The 21,455-nt window shown below is 73.7% G+C and carries 20 protein-coding genes and 1 tRNA gene; 10 read left to right on the top strand and 11 right to left on the bottom strand.

Features of this window, described 5'->3' with window-relative positions:
- The first annotated feature begins 60 nt into the window (after positions 1 to 60).
- Positions 61 to 546: a CarD family transcriptional regulator gene (locus AC4H2S_RS14040; RefSeq protein WP_056602200.1), complete on the top strand. Its 486-nt coding sequence runs from the start codon at positions 61 to 63 to the stop codon at positions 544 to 546.
- A 113-nt stretch (positions 547 to 659) separates the two neighbouring features.
- Positions 660 to 1,130, top strand: coding sequence for a 2-C-methyl-D-erythritol 4-phosphate cytidylyltransferase (locus AC4H2S_RS14035; protein ID WP_491497595.1), 471 nt, complete (start codon positions 660 to 662; stop codon positions 1,128 to 1,130).
- Here AC4H2S_RS14035 and AC4H2S_RS14030 read toward each other — a convergent pair.
- Positions 1,111 to 1,794 (bottom strand): IspD/TarI family cytidylyltransferase, encoded by a 684-nt coding sequence (locus AC4H2S_RS14030; RefSeq protein ID WP_491497594.1) that lies wholly within the window; start codon positions 1,792 to 1,794, stop codon positions 1,111 to 1,113. The genes AC4H2S_RS14035 and AC4H2S_RS14030 overlap by 20 nt on opposite strands.
- Positions 1,795 to 1,803: 9 nt before the next feature.
- Positions 1,804 to 2,289, bottom strand: a complete 486-nt coding sequence (ispF, locus tag AC4H2S_RS14025; protein ID WP_491497593.1) for a 2-C-methyl-D-erythritol 2,4-cyclodiphosphate synthase — start codon at positions 2,287 to 2,289, stop codon at positions 1,804 to 1,806.
- A gap of 37 nt (positions 2,290 to 2,326) precedes the next feature.
- Between ispF and AC4H2S_RS14020 the strand changes: the two genes are divergently transcribed.
- Positions 2,327 to 3,844 (top strand): molybdopterin-dependent oxidoreductase, encoded by a 1,518-nt coding sequence (locus AC4H2S_RS14020; protein WP_491497592.1) that lies wholly within the window; start codon positions 2,327 to 2,329, stop codon positions 3,842 to 3,844.
- Between the two features lie 267 nt (positions 3,845 to 4,111).
- Here the strand turns inward: AC4H2S_RS14020 and AC4H2S_RS14015 are convergent, their stop codons facing one another.
- Entirely contained in the window at positions 4,112 to 5,326 is a 1,215-nt protein-coding gene (locus tag AC4H2S_RS14015) for a C39 family peptidase (protein WP_491497591.1), read from the bottom strand.
- A 110-nt stretch (positions 5,327 to 5,436) separates the two neighbouring features.
- On the opposite strand from AC4H2S_RS14015, the gene cysS reads away from it, so the two are divergent.
- The 3 genes from cysS to AC4H2S_RS14000 are packed head-to-tail and all read left to right on the top strand — an operon-like array spanning position 5,437 to position 9,348.
- Positions 5,437 to 6,855, top strand: coding sequence for a cysteine--tRNA ligase (cysS, locus tag AC4H2S_RS14010; protein ID WP_491497590.1), 1,419 nt, complete (start codon positions 5,437 to 5,439; stop codon positions 6,853 to 6,855).
- Position 6,856: 1 nt separating this feature from the next.
- Complete coding sequence (rlmB, locus tag AC4H2S_RS14005) at positions 6,857 to 7,819, top strand: 23S rRNA (guanosine(2251)-2'-O)-methyltransferase RlmB (RefSeq protein WP_491497589.1); 963 nt, start codon at positions 6,857 to 6,859, stop codon at positions 7,817 to 7,819.
- Entirely contained in the window at positions 7,816 to 9,348 is a 1,533-nt protein-coding gene (locus tag AC4H2S_RS14000) for a metallophosphoesterase (RefSeq protein ID WP_491497588.1), read from the top strand. Before rlmB ends, AC4H2S_RS14000 begins: the two co-directional genes overlap by 4 nt.
- Here the strand turns inward: AC4H2S_RS14000 and AC4H2S_RS13995 are convergent.
- Together AC4H2S_RS13995 and AC4H2S_RS13990 are read right to left on the bottom strand one after the other, a co-directional pair.
- Positions 9,339 to 10,547, bottom strand: a complete 1,209-nt coding sequence (locus AC4H2S_RS13995) for a DUF4032 domain-containing protein (RefSeq protein ID WP_491497587.1) — start codon at positions 10,545 to 10,547, stop codon at positions 9,339 to 9,341. The genes AC4H2S_RS14000 and AC4H2S_RS13995 overlap by 10 nt on opposite strands.
- A gap of 10 nt (positions 10,548 to 10,557) precedes the next feature.
- Positions 10,558 to 12,408, bottom strand: a complete 1,851-nt coding sequence (locus AC4H2S_RS13990; RefSeq protein WP_491497586.1) for a glycoside hydrolase family 13 protein — start codon at positions 12,406 to 12,408, stop codon at positions 10,558 to 10,560.
- 48 nt (positions 12,409 to 12,456) lie between these two features.
- Between AC4H2S_RS13990 and AC4H2S_RS13985 the strand changes: the two genes are divergently transcribed.
- Positions 12,457 to 12,532: transfer RNA gene (locus AC4H2S_RS13985), tRNA-Thr, on the top strand.
- 29 nt (positions 12,533 to 12,561) lie between these two features.
- Here the strand turns inward: AC4H2S_RS13985 and pdxY are convergent.
- The 6 genes from pdxY to AC4H2S_RS13955 are packed head-to-tail and all read right to left on the bottom strand — an operon-like array spanning position 12,562 to position 19,212.
- Entirely contained in the window at positions 12,562 to 13,425 is an 864-nt protein-coding gene (pdxY, locus tag AC4H2S_RS13980; protein ID WP_491497585.1) for a pyridoxal kinase PdxY, read from the bottom strand.
- A 23-nt stretch (positions 13,426 to 13,448) separates the two neighbouring features.
- Positions 13,449 to 14,210 (bottom strand): dioxygenase family protein, encoded by a 762-nt coding sequence (locus AC4H2S_RS13975; protein ID WP_491497584.1) that lies wholly within the window; start codon positions 14,208 to 14,210, stop codon positions 13,449 to 13,451.
- 34 nt (positions 14,211 to 14,244) lie between these two features.
- Complete coding sequence (locus AC4H2S_RS13970) at positions 14,245 to 14,940, bottom strand: uracil-DNA glycosylase (RefSeq protein WP_491497583.1); 696 nt, start codon at positions 14,938 to 14,940, stop codon at positions 14,245 to 14,247.
- Entirely contained in the window at positions 14,937 to 16,373 is a 1,437-nt protein-coding gene (locus AC4H2S_RS13965; protein ID WP_491497582.1) for a pyridoxal phosphate-dependent decarboxylase family protein, read from the bottom strand. The genes AC4H2S_RS13970 and AC4H2S_RS13965 overlap by 4 nt, the downstream gene beginning before the upstream one ends.
- A complete protein-coding gene (locus AC4H2S_RS13960; RefSeq protein WP_491497581.1) occupies positions 16,370 to 17,728 on the bottom strand; it encodes an MFS transporter in 1,359 nt (452 codons plus the stop codon). Before AC4H2S_RS13960 ends, AC4H2S_RS13965 begins: the two co-directional genes overlap by 4 nt.
- Complete coding sequence (locus tag AC4H2S_RS13955; protein ID WP_491497580.1) at positions 17,725 to 19,212, bottom strand: alpha/beta fold hydrolase; 1,488 nt, start codon at positions 19,210 to 19,212, stop codon at positions 17,725 to 17,727. Before AC4H2S_RS13955 ends, AC4H2S_RS13960 begins: the two co-directional genes overlap by 4 nt.
- A gap of 98 nt (positions 19,213 to 19,310) precedes the next feature.
- Here AC4H2S_RS13955 and AC4H2S_RS13950 point away from each other — a divergent pair, with 98 nt between their 5' ends.
- From AC4H2S_RS13950 to AC4H2S_RS13940, 3 genes are all read left to right on the top strand, one after another.
- Positions 19,311 to 19,949 carry a fasciclin domain-containing protein gene (locus AC4H2S_RS13950; RefSeq protein ID WP_491497579.1) on the top strand — a complete coding sequence of 213 codons (639 nt, stop codon included), beginning with the start codon at positions 19,311 to 19,313 and terminating at the stop codon, positions 19,947 to 19,949.
- A gap of 114 nt (positions 19,950 to 20,063) precedes the next feature.
- Complete coding sequence (locus AC4H2S_RS13945) at positions 20,064 to 20,654, top strand: RNA polymerase sigma factor (RefSeq protein WP_491497578.1); 591 nt, start codon at positions 20,064 to 20,066, stop codon at positions 20,652 to 20,654.
- Positions 20,641 to 21,417: an anti-sigma factor gene (locus AC4H2S_RS13940; protein ID WP_491497577.1), complete on the top strand. Its 777-nt coding sequence runs from the start codon at positions 20,641 to 20,643 to the stop codon at positions 21,415 to 21,417. The genes AC4H2S_RS13945 and AC4H2S_RS13940 overlap by 14 nt, the downstream gene beginning before the upstream one ends.
- Positions 21,418 to 21,455 lie beyond the last annotated feature (38 nt).

Genomic DNA, 21,455 nt, shown 5'->3' with positions numbered 1-21,455 from the left:
GCGACGGGAGCCGCTTCGAACCCGTGTTAGAATGCTCACCTAGGAAGGGGAACTGAACATATGACTTTCACCGTTGGCGAAACGGTCGTCTATCCCAATCACGGGGCCGCGGTCATCGAGGACATCGAGATGCGGACGATCAAGGGAGAGGACCGGCAGTACCTCGTCCTCAGGATCGTCGCACAGCAGGACCTGGTCGTGCGCGTCCCGGCCTGCAACCTCGACCTCGTCGGCGTCCGCGACGTCGTCGACAAGGAGGGCCTCGACCGCGTCTTCGACGTGCTGCGCGCGGCCCACGTCGAGGAGCCGACCAACTGGTCGCGGCGCTACAAGGCCAACCTCGAGAAGCTGCACTCCGGCGACGTCATGAAGGTGTCGGAGGTCGTGCGCGACCTGTGGCGCCGTGAGCGTGACCGTGGCCTGTCCGCCGGCGAGAAGCGGATGCTGGCCAAGGCCCGGCAGATCCTCGTCTCCGAGCTCGCGCTCGCCGAGAAGACCAACGAGGACAAGGCCGAGGCGATGCTCGACGAGGTGCTCGCCTCCTGAGCGTCGACGACGCTGACCGAGGCCCCTGGGACGACGTTCCCAGGGGCCTCGGCGTCGTTCTGGACGAGGACCGCGGCGCCCTGCCCTACGCGCTGATTCACGGCGAGGCCCTGGTGGCGTGCGCCGCCTGGGGCCTCGGCGAGTCCGGCGTCGACCTCCTCGACGGCGGCGTCTCGTGGGACGAGGTGGTGGAGTCCGGGTGTGACCTGGTCCTCCACGACGCGCTGTGCCCGATGACGCCGCCCGACTTCATCGCCGCCTGCCTCGAGCGGGCGCGCGCGAGCGGCCACCCCGTGGTGGGCACCCGCCCGGTGACCGACACGGTGAAGGTGGTCTCCGACGGCGTCGTGGGGCAGACCCTCGACCGTGACGCGCTCGTCGCGGTCGCCTCGCCCCTGGTGGTCCCCGCCGCCGTCCTGGCCTCCCTGCCGGGGCGCCCGGCCAGCGACCTCGCCCGCGCCGTGGCCGACCTCGAGGCCGCGGGCCACCCGGTCGAGATGATGCAGGCGCCGCCCGAGGGCCGACGGGTCTCCTCGCCCGACGACGTACGCCTGCTGGCCGCCCTCACCCAGCGTTCGGCGTGAGCTCCGAGGCGAGCGCCACGTCCTCGGGGAAGGTCACCTTGAGGTTGAGGGCGCTGCCCGCGACGGCCGCCACCGCGACGTCGGTGTAGGTCGAGACGCACGCCGAGGTGTCGGTGCCCTCGAACGCGTCCGCGTCGGCCGCGCGGTAGGCCGCCAGCACCGCGTCGGCGCGGAACGCCTGCGGCGTCTGCACGCCACCGACCTGCTCCGCCACGACCGTCCGGCCGGGCCCGAGCAGCTGGGTCACAGGCACCACCGGGATCGCGCCGCCGATCTCGCGGGCGGCGGAGACCACGGCCGCCCACAGCGCGCGCCCCGCCAGCGGCCGGGCGCCGTCGTGGACCGCGACGACGTCGACCTCGCCGGACTCGATGTCGCCGGCCAGCACCCGGAGGGCCGCCCACTCCGAGGCGTGCCGGGTGGCCCCTCCGTCGACGAGCAGCACCTCACGGTCGCCGAGGTGCGGGGCGAGCGCCGCCGCGACCAGCGACCGGTCCTCGGGCCGCACGACCAGCACGAGGCGGCGTACGTCGGGCAGCGCGAGCGCGTCGCGCACCGACCACACCAGCACCGGGACGTCGCGCAGCGGCAGCAGCACCTTGTTGACCTCGGCCCCGACCCGGCTGCCGGAGCCGGCGGCGAGGATGACGACAGCGGTGGACACCGGCGCGCCTCAGCGGGTGAGCAGCGCGGTGGCGATCGCCGCCACGCCCTCGCCGCGGCCGGTGAGGCCGAGGCCGTCGGTCGTGGTGGCGGACAGGGTCACGGGCGCGCCGAGCGCGGCCGACAGGGCGGCCTCCCCCTCGCCGCGGCGCGGACCGAGCCGCGGGACGTTGCCGATGACCTGCACCGCGACGTTGCCGATCTCCCAGCCGTCGTCGCGCACCCGTCGGGCGGTCTCCGCGAGCAGCGTGGCCCCCGACGCTCCGGCCCACTCGGGGGCCGAGGTGCCGAAGTTGCTGCCCAGGTCGCCGAGGCCGGCCGCCGACAGCAGGGCGTCGCAGGCGGCGTGGGCGGCGACGTCGGCGTCGGAGTGGCCCTCGAGCCCGGCCGGCTCGTCGGGCCAGGCCAGGCCGGCGAGGTGCATCGGCACACCGGCGACGAGGCGGTGCACGTCGGTGCCGATGCCGATGCGCGGGACGGGGTGGGGGGAGGTCACGTCGGCATCATGCCGGACGCCCGTCACAATGGGCCCTGTGACCGCTCGCCGTCCGTACTGGATGCTCGCCGGAGTCGTCGCGGGCCTGGCCGGCCTCGCGACCAGCTACGCGACCGCGATGGTGCTCACGATCCGCGAGGCGCCGCTGGTGGCGGTGGCCGAGCTGGTCATCCGGCTCACCCCCGGCCCGGTCGCCGAGGCGGCCATCTCCGTGCTGGGCCAGTTCGACAAGACGTTCCTGGTCCTCGTCATCCTGCTCCTGCTGCTGTGCTGCTTCGCCGTGGCGGGGCTGGTGGCCCGCGGCGGCTGGTACCGGCCCCTGCTGGTCTGGCTCCCGCTCGCCGGGGTGGGCCTGGCCGCGGTCCTGACCCAGCGCCAGGCGAGCGCCGTCGACGCGCTCCCGGTGGCGGTGGGCCTGCTCACCTGGGTCACGCTCCACTCGGCGCTCACCGACGCCCTCGAGCGGGGACGACGCCGCCCCGACCTCGAGTCGCGCGAGCGGCGCGTCTTCCTGATGGTCGCCGGAGCGGTGTCCGTGGCGGCGCTCGGCATCGCCGTCGCCGGCCGGGTCGTCGGTGCCGGTCGCCGGCGCGTCGAGGCCAGCCGCCGGCTGCTCCGCATCCCCGGCGTCACGCGGCGCGAGCCGCCGGCCGCCACCTCGGTCGGCGTGGCCGGCGTCGCGCCGTGGCAGACGCCCAACGAGGACTTCTACCTGATCGACACGACCATCGCGAAGCCGGTCATCGAGCCGGAGGAGTGGTCGCTGCGCATCCACGGGCTGGTCGAGCGCGAGCTCACCCTCGACTTCAGCGCCCTCGTCGCGCGCAGGATGACGGAGTCGTGGATCACGCTGTCGTGCGTGAGCAACGAGATCGGCGGCGGCCTCGTCGGCAACGCCCGGTGGAGCGGCGTACGCATCGCCGACCTGCTCGAGGGCCTGGGCGTCTCGCCCGAGGCCGACTGCGTCCTCCAGACCTCGCACGACGGCTGGACCTGCGCGACCCCGCTCGAGGCGCTCACCGACGACCGCGACGCCATGCTCGCCGTCGCGATGAACGGCCGCCCGCTGCCGATCGAGCACGGCTTCCCCGTGCGCACGATCGTGCCGGGCCTCTACGGCTACGTCTCGGCCACCAAGTGGGTCGTCGACCTCGAGGTGAGCACCTTCGCCCGCTCCACCGGCTACTGGACCACCAAGGGCTGGTCGGCCGAGGGACCGGTCAAGATCGCCTCGCGGATCGACGTGCCGCGCGCGGGCGCCGAGGTGGAGGCCGGCCCGGTGCGCTTCGGCGGCGTCGCCTGGCACCAGCACACCGGGATCGAGTCGGTCGAGGTGCAGGTCGACGGCGGCGCCTGGACCCCCGCCGAGCTCGGCCGCGTGCCGTCGGCGGACACCTGGGTGCAGTGGGCGGCCACGCTCGACGTCCCCGAGGGAGAGCACGAGGTCCGGGTCCGCGCCACCGGCACGGACGGCGAGACGCAGACCAGCGTCGTGCGCTCGCCCGACCCCGACGGCGCCACCGGCTGGCACACCGTCGACTTCCGCGCCGTCTGACCACCCCGATCGAGGTCGAGTGGGCGCGTCCTGAGCGCTGATGGGGGTCGAGTGGGCGCGTCCTGACCGCTGACAGGGGTCGAGTGGGCGCGTCCTGACCGCTGACAGAGGTCGAGGCGGCGCGTCCTGGCATACCGGCGTCAGGATGCGCCGACTCGACGGGGCCGGGGCGTCAGGATGCGCCGACTCGACGGGGCCGGGGCGTCAGGATGCGCCGACTCGACGGGGCTGCGGGGTCAGGACGCGCCGACTCGACGGGCGGCGGGGTCAGCTGTTGCGGATGACGTACGCCGTCCCGCCGGAGGCCGCGATCCACAGTCGCTCGAACTGCGCGCGGTCGTAGACGCGGCGCACCTCGGCGTTGGTCGCCCCCGCGGGGTCGTTGACCACGACGTCGCCGTCGGCCTCGAAGCCGACGATCACCAGCAGGTGCCCGTTGCTCGCCGAGATCGGAGCGCCGGCGAGCTGGTTGCGGCCGAAGGCGATCGACACCACCAGCGGCACGCCGGCGGCGATGTGGTCCTCGGCCTCGCGCAGGTCGCGCATCCGGGTGACGTAGGAGTCGCCGGCGACGAGGGTGGCGGCGTAGGCGGTGTTGAAGGCCCAGTTGCCGGTGCCGCGGTAGCCGTGGTCGTAGACCATCTTCGCGGTGTGGTCGACGACGGCGTCGGCGTGGCCGGGCGTGATCCCGGCGGGCGTCGGGGAGATGCCGTAGTAGGCGAGCACCATCGCGGTGGAGGTGGGCGAGCACCACGCCTCCCCGCCGCCGCCCCAGGCGGGGTAGTGGCCGCTGTGCACCATCTGGGAGTACGTCGGCACGGGCAGCACGGTGCCCGCCGCCGGGCCGGGCTGGGAGGTCGGGCGCGGCGCCGAGGCGTCGGCGGAGGCGACCGCGCCGATGCGCTCGAGGCTGACCGCCTTGGCCGAGCTCTTCGGCCGCAGGAGCGTGACGCGCACCTGCCACGACGTCACGGCGCCCGCGGCGTACCAGGTGTCGGCGCTGACGCGGCCGAGGTCGTCGGCCTGGCCGGTGTACGTCGCCCGCTTCACCGGTCGGTTGCCGCGCGCCCAGTCGGCCACGGTGTCCCACGACCCGGTGCGCCCGCTCGCGTCGCGGGCCCGCAGCTCGACACGCACCATCGTCCGGCCGGGCGTGGTGGCCTCCCAGCTCGGCACCAACGCGGTCGCACCGAAGCCGGGCGTCGCCCACGGGGAGGTCCAGGTGCCGGCCTCGTAGGCCTTGCCGGCGACGGTGCGGGGCTTGGCGCGGAGCATCGAGACCTGGCCGCGGCCGAGCTTGAGGCCGCGGCGCTTGCCGGCCTTGAAGTCGGCATAGCTGCTCCAGGACGTCAGCTGGACCTGCGCGGTCGCGCGCGTACGTGCGTCGGAGGACGGCGCGGCCACCTCGGCCGCGCCGGCAGCGGGGACCAGCGAGGTGGCCATCAGCAGGGGCAGGGCGAGGGTCGCGAGACGTCGGAGCACCGTTCGACGATAACCCGAGAAGTCCCACGCGTCTCAGGAGTCACACTGGCCGGCGGCCTCCCGCACTCGGCGAAGCCAGCGGATCGCCCCGCTCGCCCTAGACTTGCCCGGTGACCCTGAGGCTCCACGACACCGCGACGCGCGAGACCCGCGACTTCGTCCCGCTCACCCCGGGCAAGGTCGGCATCTACGTGTGTGGGCTGACCGTGCAGTCGGAGCCGCACGTCGGCCACGTCCGGTCCGCGGTCAACTTCGACGTGCTCCGCCGCTGGCTCGAGGCCACCGGCCACGAGGTCGACTTCATCCGCAACGTCACCGACATCGACGACAAGATCCTCACCAAGTCCGCCGAGCTCGGCATCCACTGGTACGCCCTCGCGTCCGCGATGAAGCGCGAGCTCGACGCGGCGCTGACCGCCATCAACGTGCTGCCCCCGACCTACGAGCCGGGCGCCACGGGCCACGTCCCCGAGATCGTGGAGCTGATCGAGGAGCTGATCGCCCGCGGGCACGCCTACGCCGCCGGCGACGGCAGCGGCGACGTCTACTTCGACGTCCGCAGCTGGCCCGCCTACGGCGAGCTGACCCGCCAGCGGGTGGACGACATGGAGCCCGCCGGCGACGCCGACCCCCGCGGCAAGCGCGACCCCCGCGACTTCGCCCTCTGGAAGGGCTGGAAGCAGGACTCCGAGCCGCGCACCGCCTCCTGGCCGAGCCCGTGGGGACGCGGGCGGCCGGGCTGGCACATCGAGTGCTCGGCGATGGCCGGCAAGTACCTCGGCCCCGCCTTCGACATCCACGGCGGCGGCGTCGACCTGCGGTTCCCGCACCACGAGAACGAGCAGGCGCAGTCCCGGGCGGCCGGGCGCCCGTTCGCGTCCTACTGGCTGCACAACGCCTGGATCACCACCGCCGGCGAGAAGATGAGCAAGTCGCTGGGCAACTCGCTGCTCGTCCCGTCGGTGCTCGAGCGGGTGCGCGGCGTCGAGCTGCGCTACTACATGGTCTCGGCGCACTACCGCTCGCACGTCGAGTTCAGCTTCGAGGCCCTCGAGGAGTCGGCGCGCGCGTTCCGCCGCATCGAGGACTTCCTCGAGCGCGCCTCGGGCGTCGTCGGCACGTGGTTCGCCTCGGTGCCCGACGCCTTCACCGACGCGATGGACGACGACCTCGGCACCCCCGCCGCCGTCGCGGTCGTCCACGAGTCCGTCCGCGAGGGCAACCGGCTCCTGGCCACGGGGCCGTCGGAGGAGCTGGGACAGCGCTTCGGCGAGGTGGTCGCCATGCTCGACGTGCTCGGCCTCAACCCGGCCGACCCCGTCTGGGCGTCGAGCAGCGGCTCCGACGAGACGCTCACCGGAGTGGTGGACGCGCTGGTGCGGGGACTGCTAGAGGAGCGGACGGCGGCGCGCGAGGCCAAGGACTGGGCTCGCGCCGATGCCATCCGGGACCGGATCAAGTCGGCCGGCGTCGAGGTGGAGGACACCCCGACCGGCCCACGGTGGACGACTGTGTTGGGGAGTGTGTGACGTGGCCGGCAACTCGCAGCGCAAGGGCGCCATCAAGAAGACGGGCAAGGGCAACCCCACCGCCGGGTCGGGCGGTCGCGTGCGCCGCGGCCTCGAGGGCCGCGGTCCCACGCCCAAGGCCAAGGACCGGCCCTACCACCAGGCGCACAAGGCGGCCAAGCGCGCTGAGCGCGACAAGGGCACCCGCCCCCGGCGGCGCACCAGCTCCGACGCCGAGTGGGCGGCCGGGCGCAACTCCGTCGTCGAGCTGCTGCAGGCCGGCGTGCCGGTCACGGCCGTCTACGTCGCCGAGGGCGCCGAGCGCGACGGCCGGATGCGCGAGGCGTTCAAGCTCGCCGCCGAGCAGGGGCTGAACCTGCTCGAGGTGACCCGCAACGAGATGGACCGGATGACCGGCGGTGCCGTCCACCAGGGACTCGCGGCGCGGCTGCCGGCCTACGAGTACGCCCACGCCGACGACCTGCTCGAGCGCGCCGCCGAGGCCAAGGAGCCGGTGCTCGTCGTCGCCCTCGACTCCGTCACCGACCCGCGCAACCTCGGCGCGGTGATCCGCTCTGCCGCCGGGTTCGGCGCGCACGGCGTGCTGATCCCCGAGCGCCGCGCCGCCGGGATGACCGCCTCGGCGTGGAAGACCAGCGCCGGTGCCGCGGCACGGCTGCCGGTCGCCCAGACGGTCAACCTGACCCGCCAGCTCAAGGCCTACCAGGACGCCGGCTGCATGGTCGTGGGCCTGGCCGCCGACGGCGACATCTCGCTGCCCGAGCTGGTCGCCCCCGGCGGCCTGGCCGAGGGCCCGCTCGTGGTGGTCGTCGGCTCCGAGGGCAAGGGCCTGAGCCGGCTGGTCGCGGAGACGTGCGACCAGATCGTGTCGATCCCGATGTCCGGCCAGCTCGAGTCGCTCAACGCCGGGGTCGCCGCCTCAGTGGCCCTCTACGCGATCTCGCAGGCCCGCGCCGAGCGATGACCCCCACCCCGCGCCGGCTGCTGGTCGGCGTCACGCTGGCCGCGCTGAGCCTGGCGCTGGGACTCGCGGTGGCGGTCTCGCTGTTCCTCACCAGCAGCCGCACCGTGGTGCTCGTCGGCCACGACACCGTCGTACGGCCCACGCTGACGCCCGACGCGGTGGTGCAGACCGGACCGCTGCTGCCCGACCTCCGCTTCCGTGACGTGGGTCCGCTCGGGGTCACCCTCACGCTCGGGAAGACCGAGGTCGGCTCGATCGAGGAGCTGGTCGAGCGCTACGCCCTGATCGCCGCCGACCCCACCGCGCCGATCGACAAGGTCCAGGACGTCGTGGTCGACATGGCGGTCACCGCGGCGCTGCGCGGGCTGGCGGTCGGCCTGCTGCCGCTCGCCGTCTTCCTGCTGCTGGGCCACCGGCGTCGCGACGAGCTGGTCCGCGGGCTCCGCACCAGGCAGGGCGTGCTCGCACTCGTCCTGGTGCTCGCCCTGCCGCTGCTGTTGTGGCAGCCGTGGGAGCGCGACGAGCAGACCCAGGAGGACGGGGCCGGCTGGCAGACGCTGGCCGAGCTGGTCGGGCCGGACGTGCGGCTGCCGGGGGAGGTCCGCGACATCGAGGTGCGTGCGGGCCCGGTCACCACGCAGAGCAAGCGGCTGGTGCTCAGCGCCGTGGACACCTACGACAAGAGCAAGGAGTTCTACTCCTCGGCCGCCGAGGCGGCGGCGGGGCTCGTCGAGGAGGGCCTGCGCACGCCCGGGGACGACGAGACGGTCGCCCTGCTCGTCAGCGACCGGCACGACAACATCGGCATGGACCGGGTCGCGCGCGCCATCGGCGAGGCGGCCGGCGCCACCGTCGTGCTCGACGCCGGCGACGACACTTCGACCGGGCAGCCGTGGGAGGCGTTCAGCCTCGACTCCCTCGACGCGACGTTCGAGGACTGGGAGCGCTTCGGTGTCGCGGGCAACCACGACCACGGCGAGTTCGTCGGCACCTACCTCGCCGACCTGGGGTGGACCATGCTCGACGGCGAGGTCGTCGACGCCCCCTGGGGCGGGACGCTGCTCGGCGTCGACGACCCGCGCAGCAGCGGTCTGGGCAGCTGGCGCGAGGAGTCCGGGCTGAGCTTCGCCGAGGTGGGCGACCGGCTCGCCGACGACGCCTGCGCGGCCGCCGAGGACGGCGAGCGGGTCAGCACCGTGCTGGTCCACGACGCCAACCTCGGTCGCGAGGCACTGGCCCGGGGCTGCGTCGACCTGGTGCTCGGCGGGCACACGCACGTGCAGGCCGGCCCGGACGCCGTCGAGGGCGAGGACGGCGGCACCGGCTACGCATGGACCAACGGCACGACCGGCGGGGCGGCGTACGCCATCGCGCTGGGCAGCAAGCCGCGGCGCGACGCCGAGGTCACCCTGGTCACCTACGCCGAGGGACGCCCGCTCGGGCTGCAGTGGGTGCGGCTGCGCACCAACGGCACGTGGCAGGTCGGCGAGTGGGAGCCGATCACGCCTGCTGCCGCGAATCACACCTGACCGGTGATCGCCTCGTCGGGCCGGGTCGTGAGGAAGCGGTTGATGTAGTCGCGGGCTGTCTCGAAGATGTCGACCTCCTGGCCGGCGCGCTCGGAGAGGTACCAGCGGTGCTCGAGGATCTCGTGGAAGACCTCGGCGGGCTCGAGCTTGCCGGTGGCGTCGGGCGGGATCATCGCCATGATCGGCTCGAAGACCTCGTGCATCCACCGGCTCGCGACGACGTGTCGGTCCTCGCGGCCGAGGTCGTTGTTGGCGGTGTAGGCCGCCATGTCGTTGAGCAGCCGGCGGGCCTGGTTGTCCTGCACGGTCATGCCGGTCAGGTCGCGCAGCTCGCGGGTGTGGTGGCCGAGGTCGACGACCTTCGGCTGGATGCGGATCGTGTCGCCGCCGAGGTCGGTGACGATGTCGAGCTCGTCGACGTCGAAGCCGAGGTCGTTGAGCCGCTCGACCCGCCGCTCGATGCGCCACATCTCGTCGCCGCCGAACTCCTCGAGGTCGGTCAGCTCGCGCCACAGCGTCTCGTAGCGGGAGCGGAGGTGCTCGACGACGGCCAACCCGTCGATGGGTCGGTTGACGGCGCCGCTCGCGCTCAGGTCCATCAGCTCGGCGAAGATGTTCTCGCAGCCCACCGTGATGTCGTACTCCCGCAGCCGGTCGCTCACGGACTCGTGCAGCTCACCGGTCTCCGCGTCGACCAGGTACGCGGCGAGGGCGCCGGCGTCGCGGCGGAACAGCACGTTGGACAGCGACACGTCGCCCCAGTAGAAGCCGGCGAGGTGCAGGCGGACCAGCAGGACGACGATCGCGTCGATGAGCGTCGGGACGTGGTCGGCGTCCATGCCCCTGCTGAAGAGGGTGCGGTAGGGGAGTGAGAAGCGCAGGTGCTGGGTGATCAGCGCGGCGGGCAGCTCTTCGCGCTCGCGCGTCGCGCGGCCCGTGACGACGCCATGGGGCACCACCGACGGCATGCCGAGCCGCTGGAGGTCGCGCAGCATCCGGTACTCGCGGAAGGCGATGTCGCCGGTGGTCTCCTTCACCGCGTAGACGCGCGTGCCGAGCCGCACGATGCGCACCACGTGGCGTGACAGGCCGCGGGGCAGCGGCACGACCACGTCGTCGGGCCAGTCCTCCAGCGGGAGGTGCCAGGGCAGGCGGAGGATGGCCGGGTCCGGCCGGCTGGCGACGGTGCGCATGGCCATACGCCGCACGCTACTCGCTGACGAGGTCCCACACGTCGACGCGGGGGCCGGTGCTGGCCGGGACCTCGATGCCGCCCGGGCCCGGGGCGAGGTCGGTGCCGCCCGGCTCCGAGCCGAGCAGGTGCCGCGCGGCGCCGAGCGGGAGGGTGAACGCTCCTGACGCGGCGCGGCGGGCGACGACCAGCGCGGCCCGGCCCGGGAGCTCGCGCAGGTAGGCGATGGTGTCGGCGTCGACGTGGGCCCAGCGCAACCCGCCCCGGCGCAGGGCCGGGTGGGCGCGTCGCACCCGGGCCAGGTCGGCGTAGGTGCGCAGTGTCTGCTCGTCCCACTCCTCGCGCCGGTGCCACGGCATCGGGCGGCGCGCGTCCTCGCCGTTGACGCCCTCGAGGCCGATCTCGTCCCCGGCGAAGACCATCGGGACGCCGGGCAGGGTGAACTGCAGGCCGGCCGCCACCCGGTGGACGGCGGCGTCGCCGCCGACGAGGGTGCGGATCCGGGCGGAGTCGTGGGAGCCGAGGATGTTCCAGCTCGACGCGGTCGCCCGCCAGCCGAGGGCGCCCTGCCACGCTCGGAACGTCTCCACGACGGCCGGGCCGCCGCGGCGGGGGACGGGCACCGGGCGGCCGAAGGGACGCGCCGGGGACGCCGGGTCGCGGACCCACGACCACACCGGCCACGAGAACCCGGAGTAGTTCATGGTGCCGTGCCAGCCGTCGCCGTCGACGTCACCCGTGGCGTCGTGGTTGTGCTCGCCGATGACCCACGCGTCCGCGCGCAGCGCCGTCGCCGTGGCGCGCACCGTGCGCGCCACCTCGTGGGCGACGTCGATGTCGCCCAGCCGGCCGGTCATGTTGGCGACGTCGATGCGCCACCCGTCGACGTCGTAGGGGGGCTGCAGCCAGCGGCCGACGACCGAGTCGGGGCCCTCGACCATCGCGTGGCGCACGTCGCGGTTGGCGTGGTTGATCTTCGGCAGGGTGCCGTGCCCCATCCAGTTGGCGTAGCCGCCGTCCTCGTCGAAGTAGTAGAAGGAGCGGTGGGGGTCGTCGGGGCCGTCGGCGGCGGCGAGGAACCACTCGTGCGTGTCGCCGGTGTGGTTGGTGGTGAGGTCGCCCAGGATGTGCCACCCGCGCGCGTGCACCGCAGCGCTCAGCCGGGCGTACGCCTCGCTGCCCCCGAGCAGCGGGTCGACCTCGGTGAAGGTCGTGGCGTTGTAGCGGTGGTTGCTCTCGCCCGGGAAGACGGGGGTCGTGTAGAGGATGTCGGCGCCCACCGCGGCGACGTGGTCGAGGTGCTCGGCGATGCCGTCCAGGTCGCCGCCGAAGAGCTGCATGGGCGTGCGCGGGTCGCTGCCCTCGAACACCACCTCGTCGTCCCAGTCGGCCGGCAGGGCCCAGTCGGGCACCTCGCGCCGGTCGGCCGCCGCCGACCGGGCGAACCGGTCGGGGAAGACCTGGTAGACGACCCCGTCGCGTCCCCAGTCCGGTGCCGGCGGGTAGGCCGCGATCCGGAAGTCCGCGGCGTCGGGCAGGTCGTGGCCGACCAGGCCCGCCCCGGTCAGCCACTCCTGCGCGCTCTCCCCGTCGGCGACGGCGCGCACGAGAAGGAAGCGGTAGTGCGTGACGGGGTTGTGCACCGGCAGCTCGCCCTCCCACCAGACCACGCCGCCGGTGTCGGTGTCGCTGCGGGTCATCGGGTGGTAGACCGGCTCGGCGTCGTACGTCGTGCGCAGCCAGATCGCGTCGACCGGATCGCCGGCGTCGGTGCGCACCCGGACGGTCACCGTGGCGCCGAGCGCGGGCGCCTCGTCACAGACGTGTAGCGGCGAGCCGTCGTGGTGCGGGAGGTGGAGGAGGCTCACGCGCGCAATCCTCCCTCACCTAGGATTGCCGCGCGCTCGCGGGCGCACGCCGGTGTAGCTCAGTTGGTAGAGCGCATTACTTGTAATAATGATGTCGCGGGTTCGATTCCTGTCACCGGCTCCAGTGTCACCGGCTCGGCGCTGCCCTGCGGCTCAGCGGAGCCGCTCGACCTCGAACTCGCACGCCGGGTCGGCGATGGCGTCCTGCGCGTCGATCAGCCGCAGCTCGCGGTCGCCGGAGTCGAGGGTCTGCCGGAGCACCGCGAACACCGAGGAGGCCGTGCGCGCCAGCGCGTCGGCGGGGGATCCGGTGGTGCGCAGGTGGGCGGTGAAGAGCGCGGCGGTGATGTCGCCGGAGCCGTTGGCCTTCATCGGCAGGCGGGGGGTGGTCACCAGCCAGGCGCCCTCGTCGGTCACGGCGATCATCTCGATCGCGTCGTCCGGCGCCCCGTCGCGGTCGACCGAGGTGACCAGGACGGTCTGGGGGCCCAGGGCCCGGACCTCCTCGACGGCGGACAGGATGGCCTCGAGCGAGGACGGCCCGCTCAGCGCGTCGCGCCCGGTGATGAAGCCGAGCTCGAACTGGTTGGGCGTCAGCACGTCGGCCACCGGGATGACGGTCGAGCGGTACTTCGGCGGGATCGCCGGGTTGACGAAGCACCCGGAGGTGGCGTTGCCCATGACCGGGTCGCAGGTGTAGGTCGCCGCCGGGTTGGCGGCCTTGACCCGGGCGACCGCGTCGGCGATGACGTCGGCGATCTCCGGTGAGCCCTGGTAGCCCGACAGGATCGCGTCGCACGTCTCGAACGCGCCCCGCTCCTCGATGCCGGTGATCACGTCGGCGACGTCCTGGGCCGGGATCATCGGCCCGCGCCACGAGCCGTACCCGGTGTGGTTGGAGAAGTTGACCGTCAGCACCGGCCACACCTCGTGACCCAGGCGCTGCAGGGGGAAGACGGCCGCGGAGTTGCCGACGTGGCCGTAGGCGACGTGGGACTGGATCGAGAGGACGCGCACGCGCCGAGACTAGTCGAGGTGTCTCAGGCGACCTGGAGCGACCGCTTGGACAGTCCCATCCAGTAGCCGTCGATGACCTGGATGCCGGGCTGGTCGGCCGTCGTCGCCGCGCCCAGGGTCACGAACAGCGGCGTGTAGTGCTCGACGGTCGGGTGGGCGTAGGGCATGCCCGGAGCCTTGGCCCGGTAGTCCGACAGGGTGTCGACGTCGCCGCGGGCCATGGCGTCGGCGGCCCAGAGGTCGAAGTCCACCGACCAGCCGGGGGCAGGCGCGTCGATGCGGAACTCCTCGAGGAACGGCAGGCCGTGGGTGAGGAAGCCGGAGCCGATGATCAGCACGCCCTCCTCGCGCAGCGGGCGCAGCCGCTCGCCGAGCGCCATCAGGCGCGCGGGGTCGTCGGTCGGCAACGACATCTGCAGCACCGGGATGTCGGCCTCGGGGTACATGATCCTCAGCGGCACCCAGGCGCCGTGGTCGAGTCCGCGCGAGGTGTGCTGGTGCACCGGCTCGCCGCTCGGCATCATCGCCGCGACCCGCTGGGCCAGCGCCGTGGCGTCGGGCGTCTCGTAGGTCATCTGGTAGTACTTCGGCGCGAATCCGCCGAAGTCGTAGACCAGCGGCGCCCCGCTGGCGCTGAGGCTCACCGGCGCGGACTCCCAGTGGGCGCTGACGATGAGGATCGCGGTGGGGCGGGGCAGGTCGCCGGCCCAGGCCGCGAGCTGGCCCGACCAGGTCGGGTCGTCGAGTAGCGGCGGCGCACCGTGGCCGATGTACAGGGCAGGCATGGAAGTGGTCATGACATCCTCAATAGTACGAGATTCAACTATATTCCGGAAGTCGCCAGTCGACCGGTTCCGCGCCCTGCTCCTCCAGCAGCCGGTTGACCGTGCTGAAGGGCTTCGAGCCGAAGAATCCGCGGCGCGCGCTGAGCGGTGAGGGGTGGGGCGACTCCACGCACGGCACCTCGCCGAGGAGCGGGCGCAGCGACTGGGCGTGCCGTCCCCAGAGGATCGCCGCGCACGGCCCGCCGCGCTCGGCGAGGGCGGTGATCGCCCGCTCGGTGATCGGCTCCCACCCCTTGCCCCGGTGGCTGTTGGAGTCGCCGGGCCGCACGGTGAGCGTGCGGTTGAGCAGCATCACGCCCTGGTCGGCCCACGCCGACAGGTCGCCGTGGCGCGGCGGGACGATCCCGAGGTCGTCGCGCAGCTCGACGTAGATGTTGACCAGGCTGGGTGGCAGCGGCCACACGTGCCGCTCGACGGCGAAGCTCAGCCCGATCGGGTGCGCCGGGTTGGGGTAGGGGTCCTGCCCCACGACCAGGACGCGTACGTCGGCGAGCGGGCGCCGGAACGCGCGGAGCACCAGGTCGCCCGCCGGCTGGTAGCCGCGCCCGGCGGCCACCTCCTCGCGCAGGAAGCGGCCCATCGCCGCGATCCGGTCGTCGACCGGGGCCAGCGCCTGCGCCCAGTCGGGCGCCACCAGCCCCTTCTCCACGAGCCCGGCGAGCGCGCTCATCGGCCCACCTCGCGCACCGGGCGCTGGAGCCGGTCCAGGAACGCCACCAGCAGCGCCTCGCGCATCGGCGGGGAGGCCACGTCGAGCATCGCGTTGACCTCGGCCATCCGGGTGGGCAGCTCGAGCTCCCCGGCGCCCGACTCGCCCACGAGCCCGGACGCGGCGAGCAGGCCGTCGAAGTCGTCGTCGCCGAGCGAGGCGGGGTCGAGTGCCTCGATGAACGCCACCACGCCGGCGTCGACCGCGACCGGCCCGGCCTCCCGGGCCGCCGCGACCGACGCCGACAGGGCGTCGGCGAAGTCGTCGACGTGCGCGAGCGTGCCGGCGCTCACCGACAGGTGGATGCTCGGTCCTTCGTCGCCGTGGGAGAGCTGCGGCTGGACGTACCACCCGCGCGAGACGAGCTCGTCGGTCAGCGTGAACGGGTCGCAGGTGTCGTCGGTCGCCAGGGCGACCAGGGTCGAGTCGGGGACCGCCACGAGCCGCAGCGCGGGCTGCGCCTCGATGCTCGCGACGACCGCGTCGAGGGCCGAGAGCGCGCGGTCGGCGAGGGCGAGGTAGCCGTCGTCCCCGAGGTGCTGCACGACCGCCCACGTGCCGGCCACGGGCCCGCCCGAGCGCGTCGACTGCGTCGTCGCGTTGAGCATCGTGTAGCCCGGCCAGGCAGCGGAGGCGAAGTACTGCGGGCGGCGCAGCGCCGCGTCGCGGTGCAGCAGCAGCGAGGTGCCCTTGGGGGCGTAGGCGTACTTGTGGGTGTCCACCGAGATCGACGTGACCCCGTCCACGGCGAAGGTCCACGGCGCGACCGGGCGGCCGAGCCGGGCGGCGTAGGGGAGCACCCATCCGCCGATGCACGCGTCGACGTGGCAGCGGACGCCGCGGGCGGCCGCTGTGGCCGCGATCTCGGCGACCGGGTCGACGACCCCGTGGGCGTACGAGGGCGCGCTCGCCACGACGAGCACCGTGTCGTCGTCGATCGCCTCCGCCATCGCCCGCGCGTCGGCGCGGTGGTCGGGCCCGACCGGCACGAGCACGGCCTCCACCCCGAAGTAGTGCGCGGCCTTGTGGAACGCCGCGTGCGCGGTGGCGGGCACCACCATCCGCGGCCGGGCCACCCCGGGGCGGCTGTCACGCGCCCCCTGCACGGCCAGCAGGATCGACTCGGTGCCGCCCGACGTCACCGTCCCGACCGCGGACTCCGGCGCGTCCAGCAGGCCGCACGCGAAGCCGACCAGCTCGTTCTCCATCTGCAGCAGGGAGGGGAACGCCGTCGGGTCGAGCGCGTTGGACGCGGCGTACGCGGCCACCGCCTGCCGGGCGACGCGGTCGACCTCGGGCTCGCCCGAGTCGTAGACGTAGGCCAGGGTCCGGCCGCCGTGCACGGGCAGGTCGCGGGCCTGGAGGGCCGCGAGCCTCTCGATCGGGTCACTCACGCAGGGCTCCTCGGGGCTTGCTGGGCGTTCGCCACGTCGGCGGGGTCGAGGGTGTACTGCCGCAGCCAGTGCAGGCTGGCCAGGGTCAGCGCCGCCGGCACGAGCGAGAAGCCCAGCGCGATGGCGGTCAGGGCCGAGTCGGGCTGGCTGAGGTCGCGGCCCTCGCTCGAGAGGTAGCCACCGAGCGCGAGCATCAGGGCGAAGACGGCCGGCCCGAGCGCGAGCCCGAGCGTCTCGCCCGCGGTCCAGACGCCGGTGTAGACGCCGGCGCGGTTCTCGCCGGTGCGGGCCGCGTCCACGGCCGCGACGTCGGGGAGCATCGCCATCGGGAAGACCTGGCAGCCCGCGTAGCCGACCCCGACGAGCCCGGTCGCGACGAACGTCCAGAGGTCGTTGCCGCCCCGCGACAGCACCGCCAGGGCGGCACCCGTCGCGAGCACCACCGACGCGGCGGCGTAGCCCTGCTTCTTGCCCACCCGCTCGCCCCAGCGCGCCCACAGCGGTGTCAGCAGCAGCGCAGGTCCGACGAAGCAGACGAAGAGGATGGTGGCCGCGCCGCTGCGGCCGAGCAGGTCCTCGGCGACGTAGGCGACGCCCGCCAGCATGCAGCCGGTGGCCAGCGCCTGCAGCATGAACGTCGTCAGCAGCACCCGGAAGTCGCGGGCGCGCGCCACGACGCGCAGCTGCTCACCCAGCGACCCGGCCCCGGCGACCACGGCGCCGATCGGCGCCCGCCGGGTGCCCCACCACGCCCCGAGGATGCCCGCCAGGATGACCACCGACATGACCACGCCCATCACGCGGTAGCCGTCCCTGCCGCCCACCGCGTCGCGGATCACCGGCGCGCTCGCCCCGGCGAGCATGATCGTCAGGGCCAGGATGGCCACGCGCCACGTCATCAGCCGGGTGCGCTCGTCGTAGGACGAGGTGATCTCCGCCGGCATCGCGACGTAGGGCACCTGGAAGAACGCGTAGGCCGACGCCGCCAGCACGAAGAACAGCAGCACCCAGCCCGCCTCGAGCCACCGGCCCTCGAGGTCGGGGGCCGCGAAGATCAGCGCGAACGCCCCTGCCAGCATCAGCCCGGCGCGCAGCAGCCAGGGTCGCCGGGGACCGTCGGGGTCGACCGTGCGGTCGCTGATCCGGCCGGCGACCGGGTTGAGCACCACGTCCCAGGCCTTGGGCAGGAACACGATCACCCCGGCCCAGATCGCCGCGATGCCGAGCTCGTCGGTCAGGTAAGGCAGGAGCATCAGCCCGGGGACGGTGCCGAAGGCACCGGTCGCGACCGAGCCGCTGCCGTAGCCGATGCGGACGGCGCGCGGCAGCCGGGCGGCGTCGGCCGGGTCGCTCACCGGCCACCCAGCGCGCGGGAGCCCGCCGAGCCGTAGCGGCGCGTGGGGTTGGAGCCGATCGTGCCGGCGGCGGGGGCGGTCTTCTTGGCGGGCGTCTTGGTGGCAGCCGTCTTCTTGCCCGGCGTCCTCTTGCCCGGCGTCCTCTTGGCAGGCGTCTTGGCAGGCGTCTTGGCAGGCGTCTTGGTGGCCTTCTTGGCCGGCGTCTTCGTGGCCGGCGGCGTCTTGGTGGCGGGGGCCTTCGTGGCCGGCGTCCTCTTGGCGGCCTTCTTCGTGGCCGGCGTCTTCGTGGCGGCCTTCTTCGTGGCGGCCTTCTTCGCGGCCTTCTTCGCGGCCGCCGTGCTGCTCGTCCTGCGGGGCGCCGGCCCGGCGCTGGTCGCCCGGGTCTCGGGCGCCGGCGGTCCGGTCGAGGGCAGCGGTCCGCGCGACCACTGCGAGACCCACTCGTCGATCGCGGTCCAGGTGGTCGCGCGCGCGGCCCGGCCGCTGAGCATGCCGAGGTGGCCGCCGGGGACGACCTCGAAGCGCACCTCGGGCGAGCCGGTCAGCAGCGGCACCACGGCGCGTACGGCCGGGAGCGGCGCGATGCCGTCGGTGTTGCCCGCGAAGACGAGCGCCGGCACCGAGATCGCCGCGAGGTCGACGGTGCGGTCACCGACCGGCATCCGGCCCGTCGCGAGCGCGTTGCCCTTGACGAAGCGGTGGTAGAGCTGGCCGAAGGTCCGGCCGGGGTAGGCGGTCATGTTGGACATGAACCGGGTGACCGCCTCCATCTGGGCGAGGTAGTCGGTGTCGTCGAGGTGGGTCAGCACCGCCAGCGGCTTGGTGACGATCTTCTGCGCGGAGGCGGCGGTGAACGCCCAGTTGACCAGCGGGGTGGGCACGCCGCCGAGCGCCCGGTAGGCCCGCGTGATGGCGCCCCTGCCCTGCGTCAGGTTGAGCAGGGGGCGCACCGGCGCCACGAGCGGCACCTTGGTCACGTCGACCGGCGAGCCCACCACCGTGATCGAGGCGATCGGCAGGTCCTGCCGGTCGGCCGCGACGAGGAGGGTGAAGATGCCGCCCAGGCTCCACCCGACGAGGTGCACGCCCCGGCCGCCGGAGTGCTCGTGGACGGCCTCGATCGCCGCCGGCAGCACCTCGTCGACCCAGTGCTCCACGCCCAGCGACCGGTTGCGGAACGAGACCTGCCCGTACTCCACGAGGTAGGTCGGACGCCCCCGGGAGACCAGGTGCTCGACCAGGGAGCAGCCCCGGCGCAGGTCGTAGCAGAGCGCCGGCGCCGCCAGTGGGGTCACCAGCAGCACGGGGTCGCCGGTCTGGGGGACGTCCTTGGCCGGGCGGTAGTGGTAGACCTCGCGCAGCTCCCCGTCGTCGATCAGTGTCCGCGGCATCGGCCGCAGGTCTGCCAGCCCGCCGTAGAGCAGCGTGTGCGCGACGTTTCCGGCCGCGGCGACCACCTGGTCGGGCTTGGGGATGAGGTCCATGGAAGAAATCTACGCAGGAGGTGCATCCGGCGGCGGGGTTCGTGCGGAGAAGGGGGTGACGGGCGCCAACGGGCGCCCCTGACGGAAGGACCCAGCTCATGTTGCGACGCGTTCCCGCCATCCTCGCCACGTCGGCCCTCGCCCTCGGTGCGATGGGGGCCACCGCGCCCGCCGCCAGCGCGAAGCCCGCGGGCGACGAGAGCCTTGCCGCCCTCCTCACCTCCGACGGCAACAAGTTCGACAAGAACAACAAGGACTTCGACATCCTCACCGAGGCCGCCCTGGCCGTCATCGGCGCCAAGCCCGACTCCCCGGTCGCGCTGCTGGCTGACGGCTCCAAGCGCCTCACCGCCTTCGCCCCGACCGACGAGGCCTTCCGCCAGCTGGCCAAGGACCTGTCCGGCAAGACGATCAAGAGCGAGAAGAAGGTCTTCGCCGCCCTCGTCGAGCTCGCCGGTGTCGACACCATCGAGACCGTCCTGCTCTACCACGTCGTGCCGGGCGCGACGCTCACCAGCAGCAAGGTGCTCAAGGCCAACGGCGCCAAGCTGACGACCGCCCAGGGCGGCAAGGTCACCGTCAAGGTCAAGACCAAGCCGCGGGTGAGCATCACGCTCAAGGACGGCGACCGCAACGACCGCGACCCCAAGGTCGTGCTCAAGGCCCTCGACCTCAACAAGGGCAACAAGCAGATCGCCCACGGGATCGACCGGGTGCTCCGCCCGATCGACCTCTGAGCCCCGCCCCAGCAGCGGACGACCACGCACGACACGAGGCAACCAGGCGGGCGGGGAGCGACGATGACCATCATCCCGTTCCCCGCTCGCGGGCCTCGCCGGTACGGTGACCCGGTGGTGACCGGGGCGGCGTCGTTCGAGGACGAGCAGGACGAGAACGTCCTGACGCTCGCCGCGCGCCTCGTCGCCGGCGACGAGGCCGCCCTCGAGGAGATCTACGACCGCTGGTCGTCGCTGGTCCACACGTTCGCGCTGCGCGCCCTCCGCGACGTCCACGACGCCGAGGACGTCACGCAGCAGGTCTTCGTCGCCGCCTGGCGCAGCCGCCACACGCTGACCCCGAGCCCCGCGGCGCTGCCGGCCTGGCTCGTCGGGATCGCCCGGCACAAGGTCGCCGACGTGCGGGCGTCCCGCTCCCGCGACGCCGACAGGCTCGCCGCCGTGGTGTCGCTGCCCGGGGCCCGCGACGACGCCGTCCAGTCCGCCGACGACGAGGTCGCCGAGCGGCTGGTGGTGCGCCAGGCCGTCGAGGACCTCCCCGACCCGCGCCGCACGATCCTGCTCCTCGCCTTCTGGGAGGACCACAGCCACGCCGAGATCGCCGAGAAGATCGGCCTGCCGCTCGGCACCGTGAAGAGCCACGTGCGCCGTGGCCTGATGAAGCTCCACCAGCAGCTGGAGGGGGTGCGCCATGAGTCACGTTGATCCCGAGCAGCTGGCCGGGCTCGCGCTCGACCCCCGCGACGGGCCGCCCGACGTGCGCGAGCACGTCGCGGCGTGCCCGGAGTGCGCGGGCGCGGTCGCGGCGTTCACCGGCGCACGCCGCCGCACCGGCGCCGACGCGCTGGTCGCGCCGCCCCCGGGTCTGCGCGAGCGGGTGCTCGCCGAGGTGCGTGCCGGCGAGGCGCCGGTCCCGCTCCCGGCGACCACGTCCGACCCCGCCCAGCCGGAGACGTCCGAGACGTCCGGGAGGGCCGGACGCCCGGACCGCTCCGACCAGGCGCCCGGCCGCCGCGGCGTGCCCCTGTGGCTGGCCGGGATCGCTGCCGCACTCGCCCTCCTCGCGGGCGTCGGGCTCGGACGCGTCGGCACGGGCGAGGAGGTCCCCGAGGCCGTCGAGCCGCCCACCGACACCGGCACGGTGGTCGCGGCCGCGTCCCTGACCGCCCTCGACAGCGACGCCGCACGCGGCGAGGCCAGCGCGGTGCGCCACGACGACGTCTTCACCATCCGGGTCTCCGCCAGCGAGCTGGGCGACGAGCCGGGCGTGCGCGAGGTCTGGCTGATCAACGTCGATGGCAAGCGGATGATCTCGATCGGCCTGCTCGCCGCCGGCGACGAGGGCGAGTTCGCCGTCCCGATGCGGCTCATCGACGAGGGCTACCGCATCGTCGACATCTCGATCGAGCCCGACGACGGCGATCCCACGCACTCCGGGGTGAGCCTTGCCCGCGGCGAGCTCGCCTGAGCCCCCCCCATCGGGACGGGTCGTCCTCGACAACGCGT

Source organism: Nocardioides sp. Z13_37 (assembly GCF_058355585.1).
Note: the sequence above shows the minus strand (reverse complement) of the source record. Positions and strands in the feature narration are given on the sequence as shown.